The sequence below is a fragment of the Bacillus pumilus genome (assembly GCF_900186955.1).
Lineage (GTDB): Bacteria > Bacillota > Bacilli > Bacillales > Bacillaceae > Bacillus > Bacillus pumilus.
Window position 1 is genome coordinate 30887 of record NZ_LT906438.1, and the last position, 11992, is coordinate 42878.

Genomic DNA, 11992 nt, shown 5'->3' on the forward strand with positions numbered 1-11992 from the left:
AGTGGTGTTCATATGCGCGGTGGAATGGGAAATATGCAAAAAATGATGAAACAAATGCAAAAAATGCAAAAGGATATGGCTAAGGCTCAAGAAGAGCTTGCAGAAAAAGTCCTTGAAGGTACAGCAGGTGGCGGTATGGTCACTGTAAAAGTAAATGGACAAAAAGAAGTTGTTGATGTAGCAATCAATGAAGAAGTTGTTGATCCAGAAGATATCGATATGCTTCAAGATCTTGTACTTGCAGCGACAAACGATGCATTGAAAAAAGTTGATGAGTTAACAAATGAAACAATGGGTCAATTCACAAAAGGAATGAACATGCCAGGTTTATTCTAGGAGGAATAACTGAAGATGCAATATCCTGAACCAATATCAAAGCTGATAGACAGCTTTATGAAATTGCCAGGAATCGGACCGAAAACCGCGGTCCGTCTGGCTTTTTTTGTTCTTAGTATGCAGGAAGATGTCGTACTAGATTTCGCGAAGGCGCTTGTTAACGCAAAGCGTAATTTAACTTATTGCTCGGTATGCGGCCATATCACAGATCAAGATCCTTGCTATATTTGTGAAGATACAAGAAGAGATCAATCTGTTATCTGTGTAGTGCAAGATCCAAAAGATGTGATCGCAATGGAAAAGATGAAAGAATACAATGGCTTATATCATGTGCTTCATGGTGCCATTTCGCCAATGGATGGCATTGGCCCAGAGGATATTAAAATTCCTGACCTGTTAAAAAGATTGCAAGACGATCAAGTGACAGAGGTAATCCTTGCAACCAATCCAAACATTGAAGGAGAGGCTACAGCCATGTATATCTCTAGATTGTTGAAACCATCAGGAATTAAACTCTCTCGTATTGCTCACGGACTACCAGTAGGTGGAGACTTAGAGTATGCGGATGAAGTCACACTGTCTAAAGCTTTAGAGGGCAGACGCGAGATGTAGGAAGGAGAAGTACGGTACATGGGTTTTCTTCGCAGAAAATCAATTCGAAAAGAATTCGATGAGAAATTAATTCAACAGCTTTTTAAGCAAAAGGAAGAATGGAACAGACAAAAAAAGCTTGTCGCAAATAGCGTTGAGCCTTCACCGGACATTCTATTCGAATTAAAGCTTGCTCAAGCGAAGTACTTTTTCTATCTAAGAGAAGCGAAAAAGAGGAATTTACGTTTAAACAACTGGAGATAGCAGGTCTATTTTACATAGTCCTCTCATATGCTTGTACTATTCATATGAAGAGGAGATGAGAGGATTATGGAACCTGTTATTGTGATCGGGTCAATTTTGCTTGCTGTATTATTGTTGTTTATGTCAGGTGTTCAAGCGAACCCCATCAAATGGTTAGGGCTGATCGGAATAAAGTTTGTGGCAGGTGCTCTTTTTTTATTTTGCCTCAATCTATTTGGTGAGAGTCTAGGATTACATGTCTCTATTAACCCTGTAACAAGTGGAATCAGTGGTCTATTGGGCATCCCAGGCGTAGCAGCTTTAGTCGTAATTGAAAAATTTATTATTTAATGAGAAATATTGTTGACTTTGATCCCGTATGGTGGTAAATTAATATACGTCGCTGATGACGAAGAAACGAAATAACATGATAACAAAAAAGTTGTTGACATCAACAATTTAAATATGGTATAATGTTCTAGTCGCTTCTGAAGCGGTAAACAAGTTCTTTGAAAACTAAACAAGACAAAACGTACCTGTTAATTCGAGTTTTTATAAAAAAATCCTATGTTATATCATAGGTAGTCAGTCAAACGCTGACGAAAAACAAAACTTCGGTTTTGTACTTTTTCGGAGAGTTTGATCCTGGCTCAGGACGAACGCTGGCGGCGTGCCTAATACATGCAAGTCGAGCGGACAGAAGGGAGCTTGCTCCCGGATGTTAGCGGCGGACGGGTGAGTAACACGTGGGTAACCTGCCTGTAAGACTGGGATAACTCCGGGAAACCGGAGCTAATACCGGATAGTTCCTTGAACCGCATGGTTCAAGGATGAAAGACGGTTTCGGCTGTCACTTACAGATGGACCCGCGGCGCATTAGCTAGTTGGTGGGGTAATGGCTCACCAAGGCGACGATGCGTAGCCGACCTGAGAGGGTGATCGGCCACACTGGGACTGAGACACGGCCCAGACTCCTACGGGAGGCAGCAGTAGGGAATCTTCCGCAATGGACGAAAGTCTGACGGAGCAACGCCGCGTGAGTGATGAAGGTTTTCGGATCGTAAAGCTCTGTTGTTAGGGAAGAACAAGTGCGAGAGTAACTGCTCGCACCTTGACGGTACCTAACCAGAAAGCCACGGCTAACTACGTGCCAGCAGCCGCGGTAATACGTAGGTGGCAAGCGTTGTCCGGAATTATTGGGCGTAAAGGGCTCGCAGGCGGTTTCTTAAGTCTGATGTGAAAGCCCCCGGCTCAACCGGGGAGGGTCATTGGAAACTGGGAAACTTGAGTGCAGAAGAGGAGAGTGGAATTCCACGTGTAGCGGTGAAATGCGTAGAGATGTGGAGGAACACCAGTGGCGAAGGCGACTCTCTGGTCTGTAACTGACGCTGAGGAGCGAAAGCGTGGGGAGCGAACAGGATTAGATACCCTGGTAGTCCACGCCGTAAACGATGAGTGCTAAGTGTTAGGGGGTTTCCGCCCCTTAGTGCTGCAGCTAACGCATTAAGCACTCCGCCTGGGGAGTACGGTCGCAAGACTGAAACTCAAAGGAATTGACGGGGGCCCGCACAAGCGGTGGAGCATGTGGTTTAATTCGAAGCAACGCGAAGAACCTTACCAGGTCTTGACATCCTCTGACAACCCTAGAGATAGGGCTTTCCCTTCGGGGACAGAGTGACAGGTGGTGCATGGTTGTCGTCAGCTCGTGTCGTGAGATGTTGGGTTAAGTCCCGCAACGAGCGCAACCCTTGATCTTAGTTGCCAGCATTTAGTTGGGCACTCTAAGGTGACTGCCGGTGACAAACCGGAGGAAGGTGGGGATGACGTCAAATCATCATGCCCCTTATGACCTGGGCTACACACGTGCTACAATGGACAGAACAAAGGGCTGCGAGACCGCAAGGTTTAGCCAATCCCATAAATCTGTTCTCAGTTCGGATCGCAGTCTGCAACTCGACTGCGTGAAGCTGGAATCGCTAGTAATCGCGGATCAGCATGCCGCGGTGAATACGTTCCCGGGCCTTGTACACACCGCCCGTCACACCACGAGAGTTTGCAACACCCGAAGTCGGTGAGGTAACCTTTATGGAGCCAGCCGCCGAAGGTGGGGCAGATGATTGGGGTGAAGTCGTAACAAGGTAGCCGTATCGGAAGGTGCGGCTGGATCACCTCCTTTCTAAGGATATATGGAGCAGTGTGCGTTTTCGTCTTGTTTAGTTTTGAAGGAACTTGCAAAAGATCCTACAACATCATATCTTCGATATGAAAGATGGGCCTGTAGCTCAGCTGGTTAGAGCGCACGCCTGATAAGCGTGAGGTCGGTGGTTCGAGTCCACTCAGGCCCACCATCTTCTATTAAATCGGGGCCTTAGCTCAGCTGGGAGAGCGCCTGCCTTGCACGCAGGAGGTCAGCGGTTCGATCCCGCTAGGCTCCACCAACGTGTTCTTTGAAAACTAGATAACAATAAGTAATACATTCACATTGAATGCAATGCAAAGTTCATCACACATAGTGATTCTTTCTAAAGTAAGAAATGGTTAAGTTAGAAAGGGCGCACGGTGGATGCCTTGGCACTAGGAGCCGATGAAGGACGGGACGAACACCGATATGCTTCGGGGAGCTGTAAGCAAGCTTTGATCCGGAGATTTCCGAATGGGGAAACCCACTGCTCGTAATGGAGTAGTATCCATACTTGAATACATAGAGTATGAGAAGGCATACCCGGGGAACTGAAACATCTAAGTACCCGGAGGAAGAGAAAGCAAATGCGATTCCCTGAGTAGCGGCGAGCGAAACGGGAACAGCCCAAACCAAGAGGCTTGCCTCTTGGGGTTGTAGGACACTCTATACGGAGTTACAAAGGAACGATATAAGCGAAGAGGTCTGGAAAGGCCCGCCAAAGAAGGTAACAGCCCTGTAACTGAAATGTTGTTCTCTCCAGAGTGGATCCTGAGTACGGCGGAACACGTGAAATTCCGTCGGAATCCGGGAGGACCATCTCCCAAGGCTAAATACTCCCTAGTGACCGATAGTGAACCAGTACCGTGAGGGAAAGGTGAAAAGCACCCCGGAAGGGGAGTGAAATAGATCCTGAAACCGTGTGCCTACAAGTAGTCAGAGCCCGTTAAAGGGTGATGGCGTGCCTTTTGTAGAATGAACCGGCGAGTTACGATCCCGTGCAAGGTTAAGCAGAAGATGCGGAGCCGCAGCGAAAGCGAGTCTGAATAGGGCGCATGAGTACGTGGTCGTAGACCCGAAACCAGGTGATCTACCCATGTCCAGGGTGAAGTTCAGGTAACACTGAATGGAGGCCCGAACCCACGCACGTTGAAAAGTGCGGGGATGAGGTGTGGGTAGGGGTGAAATGCCAATCGAACCTGGAGATAGCTGGTTCTCTCCGAAATAGCTTTAGGGCTAGCCTCAAGGTAAGAGTCTCGGAGGTAGAGCACTGATTGGACTAGGGGCCCCTACCGGGTTACCGAATTCAGTCAAACTCCGAATGCCGATGACTTATCCTTGGGAGTCAGACTGCGAGTGATAAGATCCGTAGTCGAAAGGGAAACAGCCCAGACCGCCAGCTAAGGTCCCAAAGTATACGTTAAGTGGAAAAGGATGTGGAGTTGCTTAGACAACCAGGATGTTGGCTTAGAAGCAGCCACCATTTAAAGAGTGCGTAATAGCTCACTGGTCGAGTGACTCTGCGCCGAAAATGTACCGGGGCTAAACGTATCACCGAAGCTGCGGACTGTTCTTACGAACAGTGGTAGGAGAGCGTTCTAAGTGCTGTGAAGTCAGACCGGAAGGACTGGTGGAGCGCTTAGAAGTGAGAATGCCGGTATGAGTAGCGAAAGACGGGTGAGAATCCCGTCCACCGAATGCCTAAGGTTTCCTGAGGAAGGCTCGTCCGCTCAGGGTTAGTCGGGACCTAAGCCGAGGCCGAAAGGCGTAGGCGATGGACAACAGGTTGATATTCCTGTACCACCTCCTCACCATTTGAGCAATGGGGGGACGCAGGAGGATAGGGTAAGCGCGGTATTGGATATCCGCGTCCAAGCAGTTAGGCTGGGAAATAGGCAAATCCGTTTCCCATAAAGGCTGAGCTGTGATGGCGAGCGAAATTTAGTAGCGAAGTTCCTGATTCCACACTGCCAAGAAAAGCCTCTAGCGAGGTGAGAGGTGCCCGTACCGCAAACCGACACAGGTAGGCGAGGAGAGAATCCTAAGGTGATCGAGAGAACTCTCGTTAAGGAACTCGGCAAAATGACCCCGTAACTTCGGGAGAAGGGGTGCTTCTTAGGGTGTTAAAGCCCCGAGAAGCCGCAGTGAATAGGCCCAGGCGACTGTTTAGCAAAAACACAGGTCTCTGCGAAGCCGTAAGGCGAAGTATAGGGGCTGACGCCTGCCCGGTGCTGGAAGGTTAAGAGGAGCGCTTAGCGTAAGCGAAGGTGCGAATTGAAGCCCCAGTAAACGGCGGCCGTAACTATAACGGTCCTAAGGTAGCGAAATTCCTTGTCGGGTAAGTTCCGACCCGCACGAAAGGCGCAACGATCTGGGCACTGTCTCAACGAGAGACTCGGTGAAATTATAGTACCTGTGAAGATGCAGGTTACCCGCGACAGGACGGAAAGACCCCGTGGAGCTTTACTGCAGCCTGATATTGAATGTTGGTACAGCTTGTACAGGATAGGTAGGAGCCTTGGAAACCGGAGCGCTAGCTTCGGTGGAGGCATCGGTGGGATACTACCCTGGCTGTATTGACCTTCTAACCCGCTGCCCTTATCGGGCAGGGAGACAGTGTCAGGTGGGCAGTTTGACTGGGGCGGTCGCCTCCTAAAATGTAACGGAGGCGCCCAAAGGTTCCCTCAGAATGGTTGGAAATCATTCGCAGAGTGTAAAGGCACAAGGGAGCTTGACTGCGAGACCTACAAGTCGAGCAGGGACGAAAGTCGGGCTTAGTGATCCGGTGGTTCCGCATGGAAGGGCCATCGCTCAACGGATAAAAGCTACCCCGGGGATAACAGGCTTATCTCCCCCAAGAGTCCACATCGACGGGGAGGTTTGGCACCTCGATGTCGGCTCATCGCATCCTGGGGCTGTAGTCGGTCCCAAGGGTTGGGCTGTTCGCCCATTAAAGCGGTACGCGAGCTGGGTTCAGAACGTCGTGAGACAGTTCGGTCCCTATCCGTCGCGGGCGCAGGAAATTTGAGAGGAGCTGTCCTTAGTACGAGAGGACCGGGATGGACGCACCGCTGGTGTACCAGTTGTTCTGCCAAGGGCATCGCTGGGTAGCTATGTGCGGACGGGATAAGTGCTGAAAGCATCTAAGCATGAAGCCCCCCTCAAGATGAGATTTCCCATTCCGCAAGGAAGTAAGATCCCTGAAAGATGATCAGGTTGATAGGTCTGAGGTGGAAGCGTGGTGACACGTGGAGCTGACAGATACTAATAGATCGAGGACTTAACCTATATTCTAATGTGAAGTTTGAACATTGTTATCTAGTTTTGAGAGAACATTCTCTCCATCAGGTTTGGTGGCGATAGCGAAGAGGTCACACCCGTTCCCATACCGAACACGGAAGTTAAGCTCTTCAGCGCCGATGGTAGTTGGGGGTCTCCCCCTGTGAGAGTAGGACGCCGCCAAGCTTTTCTAAGGATCAGTTCCATACGGAACTGGTCTTTTTTGTTTTTTAAGAAAAGGAACAAACACCCGATCTGACATGGATACATATACTAAACTACCATCTGAAACATTCTTAATTTTGTATACAATTGAAAGCGCTAGGGCATACTGAAGCTATAAGTGGAGGTGTCACAATGAGCAAAAAAGAGCGAGAAGCGATTTGTTTGATTTGTGAAGAGAAAAAGACAAAGGGAATTTATTTATATCATCAGTTTTTGTGCCGCGACTGTGAGCGAAAGTTAATTTCTACATCGACCTCGGATCCTAGCTATTCCGATTATGTGAGAAAGCTTAAAAATCTTCATACGCCGCCTTTGTATTCATAGACCACTAGATGGTCTTTTTTTAGGAGCTATGAAGGATTGGGCTTGTTTTTTGGAACTTAGTTTGGACATCATCCGTAATTCATAATAAGATAAACAGAGAGCCTGATTATTCATAGGAGTCGATGAACATGAAATCAATCTTTTATACATTTATATGGGCCATCCTCTCTACTTTTTTTTCGCTTGTGATTTTAACCGTCAGTATAGGGGTTTTCCATCATCATGCTGGATTATCGATACTGTATGCGATGATTGGGTGGGGCGTGATGTTTGTGGGGAGCAGATGGACTGCTTTCCAATTGTTTTTAAAGAAACACGGACTGTCTCGTAGTGATTATGTATATATCAAACAGCATTTAAAAGAAGCGGGACAAAAGCTTGTGCGTTTAAAAAAAGCTTTATTTGCTGTGAAAAACGTACAAACGATCAAACATAATTATGAAGTTTTTCGGCTTGCACGACGAATCTATACAATAACAAAAAAAGAGCCTAATCGCTTTTATGATGCACAGCGTTTTTATTTTGAAAGCTTAGATTCTGTCGTTGAACTAACTGAGAAATATGCACTCTTGTATAATCAGCCTAATCGTAGTCATGAGCTGGAAATGACATTGAGCCAAACCCGAGTGACATTGACAGAGCTGCAAAAGCAATTGACGAATGATTTGCAGCAAGTGTTAGGAAGAGATATAGAGGCTCTTCATATTGAGCTTGAAGTAGCTGATAAAATGATGAAGAAATAGATGAAAGGAGTCAAACTCGATGAAACCGGAAGATCGCGCCACAACATCACTTGCCTCCAATACAGATCTTCAGTTTCGGGTGTTTGATACCTTATCTGATGAAGAGAAAAAAGAAGCTGTGCAGCGAGCTCAGCAGATCCCTGAAAATCCGCAAAAGCTCCTTTTCTATGGTACACGTGTGCAGGAACGACTATTGGAACAATCACAACAGATGATGAAATATGTTGAGAAAAAAGATATCGATCAAATAGGAGACGTGCTTGAAGCCTTTTTGCAGCAGCTGCAAGTAGTGGAGCCTGAGGATTTAGTGCCAAAGAAACAGGGCTTTTTTTTGAAATGGTTTCAACGGGATAAGCGATCTATTCAGGAGATCATATCACGATTTCAACATGCAAAATCACAGATCGAGAGATTGTCCGCAAGGCTTCGTTATGCAAGAGGTGTATTAATCTCGGACCATATATTATTAGAGCGTTTATTTGAAGAAAATCAAACATATTTTCAAGAGATGACGATGCAGGTTGCCGCAGTTGAAGCGAAAATGACAACGTTAGAGCAGCAGCCTCTTTCAGAAACGCAACTTTCTGTTGAACGGACGTTAGAGGAGCAATTGATGAGTCAAGAAATCAATGAAGAAGAGTATGTGGAGAGACTAAAGGAACGAAAGTATGATTTGCTGTTAAGCCGGCAAATTGCATTGCAATGTAATGCTCAAATTCGGATGATCCAGCATACGAATCATACATTGGCCAATCACATTCAATCAACTGTTTCAGCATCTATTCCTCTATGGATCAACCAAATGTCGATTGCATTAACACATATTCAGCAGCGGGCCAATTCAGCTCTTGAGAACCGAATCCAAAAAACATATGAAAATGTATCGAAACAGCAGGGGCAAATTGTTGAAGAGGCATCTTTAGCCCCTATAGATACGTTGAAAAAGGTTCAACGTCAATTAGCTGAAACATTACAGGAAACATTACAGGTGAAAGAGCATGGAAGCCAAGAGCGAGCTCAATTGAAAAGCAGTATGTATGAGGCAGAGCAGCAGTTGGCGAATCCAATAAAGGAATGAGAAACCATCTTTCGGTTCACTTGTTTGAACGTTATAATAGACTTAAGATATTGTTAAAGTGAAAAGGGTCGATTTGTTTGAGAACACCTTTATATACAGCATTAGCACAGCATGCGGAAAAGAAGCCTTATTCTTTTCACGTTCCAGGACATCACAATGGAGATGTCTTTTTTGATGAGGCACGGTCTCACTATGCTTCAATCCTTCAATTGGATGTGACGGAGCTTGAAGGCCTAGATGATCTTCATCACCCGACTGGGGTCATCCAAGAGGCAGAACATTTATTGACTAAGCTATATGGTTCAGGTCAAAGCTTCTTCCTTGTGAATGGCACAACAGTCGGAAATTTGGCGATGGTGATGACAGCATGCCGCATGGGAGACGAGATTTTTGTCCAGCGTAATTGCCATAAGTCTGTCTTTCATGCGATCGAGCTTGCAGGGGCAACGCCTATTTTGATAGACGCTGAGATAGACGCTCACTTGCACGTTCCAACACATGTGACGGATGATACAGTGAGAAAAGCCATAGCAAGACATCCTCATTGCCGGGCAATCGTTTTGACTTATCCGAACTACTACGGACACGCAGCTGATTTATCAAAGCTGATTCACATGTGTCATGAAGCAGGTATGGTTGTTTTGGTTGACGAGGCACATGGTGCGCACTTTGTATTAGGCGGTGCCTTTCCTCCATCTGCTCTTTCCTATGGAGCGGACGTGGTGGTACAATCAGCACATAAAACCCTTCCGGCAATGACGATGGGTTCCTATCTTCATCTTCAAGGGGACCGAATCGATGCGAAGCGTTTGAAAACCTTGCTCACGATGCTTCAAAGTAGTTCGCCCTCTTATCCAATTATGGGCTCATTAGATGTAGCAAGAGCTTATGTCGAGGAGATCAAAGGAAAAGGGACATTGGATGTAATCATGAAAGAACTGACAGAGCTGAAAGATCAGTTCAACCGTCTGACCCATCTTGAAGTGGTTGAACCTGACTCGATACATTCCGATCCTTTAAAATGCGTCATTCGATCAACAAAAGGACTGACTGGTTACGAACTAAAGCAGGTGCTTGAATCAGTGGATGTTCATCCAGAGCTTGCGGACGAACATCAGGTTTTACTTGTACTTAGCTTAGAACAGAGGCAGAACGTTCCTTTCAAGCGGATTGAGCAGGCTCTTAAGCAAAGTGATTCATTGCTCAAAGGAAAAAAACATATCCAAAATGAGACGATATCTATTGAGACTGATGTACAAAATCAAGACATAGAGGCTGTCCCATTTGAACATGCAGCAGGCCGGATGAGTGCAGAATCCATTATTCCCTATCCACCTGGAATTCCTTTGATGATTAAGGGAGAGCGTATTGAAAAAGAACAAATTGAGGCGTTAAGCCGTTTGCTTGGTCACGAGGTTCATATTCAAGCAAGTCAGGTCATTCATCAGAGAAAATTATATGTTTATATAGAAGAGGAGACACTATGAGTGGTATGTTTATTACGTTTGAAGGGCCAGAGGGTGCCGGAAAAACGACAGTGATACGAAAAGTGTACGAAGAAATGGAACGTCAAGGATATGCAGTGATGGCGACACGCGAGCCGGGCGGCATTGACATTGCTGAGCAGATCCGTGAAGTCATTTTAAATGAAAAAAATACAAAAATGGATGCGAAAACAGAGGCATTGCTGTATGCAGCAGCAAGAAGGCAGCATTTGGCTGAAAAGGTAGAACCGGCATTGCAGCGCGGAGAGACAGTCTTGTGTGATCGTTTTGTTGATAGCTCTCTTGCTTATCAAGGCTATGCGAGAGGGCTTGGAATTGACCAAGTCAGATCAATTAACGACTTTGCTATTGATGGCACGATGCCGCAAATGACGATTTACTTTTCCATTACACCTGAGGAAGGGCTAAAGCGAATTCACGCCAATCAAGGAAGAGAAAAGAATCGATTAGACATGGAGACGCTGAATTTCCACCAGTTGGTCAGAGAAGGCTATGAACTACTTATTGCGCAATCACCAGAACGATTCCATGTAGTGGATGCTTCTCAGCCAATGCAAGATGTCTATGAAGAAGTACTTCGAGTGATTCAGGACACATTAAAGAAAAATCAAAAATGACCTCATTCCCAATCGTTGTTATAATATAGAGGAAGACATCGGCATGTCACCTGTGCCTAAAACAAAGGAGGCCAATCAAATGAAATTAATTGTTGCCGTTGTACAGGACCAAGATAGCAGCAAGTTGTTGAAAATATTGACTGAACATCAATTCGGCGTGACAAAATTAGCTTCAACTGGTGGGTTTTTAAAGTCTGGGAATACGACTTTTATCATTGGTTGTGATGATGTCCGAGTGGATAAAGCGTTACAGCTTATAAAAGAAAATTGCCGTAAACGTGATCAAATGATTGCACCTGTATCTCCAATGGGTGGTAACGCAGATTCATATGTACCATACCCTGTTGAGGTTGAAGTTGGTGGAGCTACTGTCTTTATTCTGCCAGTTGAACAATTTCATCAATTCTAAGGATGGGTTGCTGTGAAAATTAATCAAGATATGCGGCTGCTTTTAGAAAAGCGTGAACTCCAAGGCATGAAAGGAAGCCACACATCTGCCTCTTTTAAAGCATCGATGGAGACGCAAAGCGGCAAAATGCGCTTAGAGCAGCTGACGGTTATGCTGAGTGATATCGAAGTGTTCGGTAAAAAGCTGACAAAGTCACGAAACTTAAAGGACTTGGCTAGGTTTAAAGGTCTTGTGAAGCGCTTTGTGAAAGAGACAGTCGATAATGGATTAAATATAGAAACATCAAGAAGCTTTGACATTTATGGCAACACGCGTACACTCGCTTTAGTCAAAGCATTAGATGAAAAGCTGATTGAATTAACAGAGGATATGATGGACCAAGAGAAGCCATCTATTGATTTGCTTGAACGTATTGGAGAAATAAAAGGTTTATTGATTAACCTTTACACATAGAGAGTGATAA

General features: G+C 45.7%; 11 protein-coding genes, 2 tRNA genes and 3 rRNA genes. All 16 read left to right on the top strand.

The features are described from left to right. Positions 1-12: 12 nt before the first annotated feature. The 16 genes from CKW02_RS00145 (at position 13) to CKW02_RS00220 (ending at position 11982) form a co-directional block, all read left to right on the top strand. Positions 13-336: a YbaB/EbfC family nucleoid-associated protein gene (locus tag CKW02_RS00145; RefSeq protein WP_008342011.1), complete on the top strand. Its 324-nt coding sequence runs from the start codon at positions 13-15 to the stop codon at positions 334-336. Positions 337-351: 15 nt separating this feature from the next. Then, positions 352-948 carry a recombination protein RecR gene (gene recR / locus CKW02_RS00150; RefSeq protein WP_003218094.1) on the top strand — a complete coding sequence of 199 codons (597 nt, stop codon included), beginning with the start codon at positions 352-354 and terminating at the stop codon, positions 946-948. A gap of 18 nt (positions 949-966) precedes the next feature. Then, positions 967-1191: a YaaL family protein gene (locus CKW02_RS00155; protein ID WP_003218088.1), complete on the top strand. Its 225-nt coding sequence runs from the start codon at positions 967-969 to the stop codon at positions 1189-1191. Positions 1192-1257: 66 nt separating this feature from the next. Beyond that, positions 1258-1521 carry a pro-sigmaK processing inhibitor BofA family protein gene (locus tag CKW02_RS00160; protein ID WP_003218084.1) on the top strand — a complete coding sequence of 88 codons (264 nt, stop codon included), beginning with the start codon at positions 1258-1260 and terminating at the stop codon, positions 1519-1521. Between the two features lie 276 nt (positions 1522-1797). Further along, positions 1798-3346: ribosomal RNA gene (locus tag CKW02_RS00165) — 16S ribosomal RNA — on the top strand. A 95-nt stretch (positions 3347-3441) separates the two neighbouring features. Next, a tRNA-Ile gene (locus CKW02_RS00170) sits at positions 3442-3518 on the top strand. Positions 3519-3532: 14 nt separating this feature from the next. Then, positions 3533-3608: transfer RNA gene (locus CKW02_RS00175), tRNA-Ala, on the top strand. Positions 3609-3706: 98 nt separating this feature from the next. After that, positions 3707-6637, top strand: a 23S ribosomal RNA gene (locus tag CKW02_RS00180). A 61-nt stretch (positions 6638-6698) separates the two neighbouring features. Continuing rightward, positions 6699-6814 (top strand): 5S ribosomal RNA (gene rrf, locus CKW02_RS00185). The 16S, 23S and 5S rRNA genes sit together here with 2 tRNA genes alongside, the layout of an rRNA operon. A 171-nt stretch (positions 6815-6985) precedes the next feature. Further along, positions 6986-7177 (top strand): sigma factor G inhibitor Gin, encoded by a 192-nt coding sequence (locus tag CKW02_RS00190; RefSeq protein ID WP_003217973.1) that lies wholly within the window; start codon positions 6986-6988, stop codon positions 7175-7177. Positions 7178-7305: 128 nt separating this feature from the next. Further along, entirely contained in the window at positions 7306-7920 is a 615-nt protein-coding gene (locus CKW02_RS00195; RefSeq protein ID WP_003217944.1) for a 5-bromo-4-chloroindolyl phosphate hydrolysis family protein, read from the top strand. A 19-nt stretch (positions 7921-7939) separates the two neighbouring features. Continuing rightward, positions 7940-8998 carry a toxic anion resistance protein gene (locus CKW02_RS00200; protein WP_003217976.1) on the top strand — a complete coding sequence of 353 codons (1059 nt, stop codon included), beginning with the start codon at positions 7940-7942 and terminating at the stop codon, positions 8996-8998. A 77-nt stretch (positions 8999-9075) separates the two neighbouring features. Next, the gene (locus tag CKW02_RS00205) at positions 9076-10485 is read left to right on the top strand and encodes an aminotransferase class I/II-fold pyridoxal phosphate-dependent enzyme (protein WP_003217894.1); all 1410 of its coding nucleotides are present in this window, start codon (positions 9076-9078) and stop codon (positions 10483-10485) included. Next, positions 10482-11120: a dTMP kinase gene (gene tmk, locus CKW02_RS00210; protein ID WP_003217977.1), complete on the top strand. Its 639-nt coding sequence runs from the start codon at positions 10482-10484 to the stop codon at positions 11118-11120. The genes CKW02_RS00205 and tmk overlap by 4 nt, the downstream gene beginning before the upstream one ends. 79 nt (positions 11121-11199) lie before the next feature. Then, on the top strand, positions 11200-11529 hold the full coding sequence (locus tag CKW02_RS00215; protein ID WP_012008640.1) for a cyclic di-AMP receptor DarA: 330 nt from the start codon (positions 11200-11202) through the stop codon (positions 11527-11529). A gap of 12 nt (positions 11530-11541) precedes the next feature. Next, positions 11542-11982, top strand: a complete 441-nt coding sequence (locus tag CKW02_RS00220) for a YaaR family protein (RefSeq protein WP_003217911.1) — start codon at positions 11542-11544, stop codon at positions 11980-11982. The last annotated feature ends 10 nt before the right edge of the window (positions 11983-11992 follow it).

Bases quoted from the DNA above. Each gene is read 5' to 3' on its own strand.
- recR (WP_003218094.1), top strand. From the start codon at position 352: ATGCAATATCCTGAACCAATATCAAAGCTGATAGACAGCTTTATGAAA.
- CKW02_RS00160 (WP_003218084.1), top strand. From the start codon at position 1,258: ATGGAACCTGTTATTGTGATCGGGTCAATTTTGCTTGCTGTATTATTG.
- CKW02_RS00215 (WP_012008640.1), top strand. From the start codon at position 11,200: ATGAAATTAATTGTTGCCGTTGTACAGGACCAAGATAGCAGCAAGTTG.
- CKW02_RS00145 (WP_008342011.1), top strand. From the start codon at position 13: ATGCGCGGTGGAATGGGAAATATGCAAAAAATGATGAAACAAATGCAA.
- CKW02_RS00195 (WP_003217944.1), top strand. From the start codon at position 7,306: ATGAAATCAATCTTTTATACATTTATATGGGCCATCCTCTCTACTTTT.
- tmk (WP_003217977.1), top strand. From the start codon at position 10,482: ATGAGTGGTATGTTTATTACGTTTGAAGGGCCAGAGGGTGCCGGAAAA.
- CKW02_RS00155 (WP_003218088.1), top strand. From the start codon at position 967: ATGGGTTTTCTTCGCAGAAAATCAATTCGAAAAGAATTCGATGAGAAA.
- CKW02_RS00200 (WP_003217976.1), top strand. From the start codon at position 7,940: ATGAAACCGGAAGATCGCGCCACAACATCACTTGCCTCCAATACAGAT.
- CKW02_RS00190 (WP_003217973.1), top strand. From the start codon at position 6,986: ATGAGCAAAAAAGAGCGAGAAGCGATTTGTTTGATTTGTGAAGAGAAA.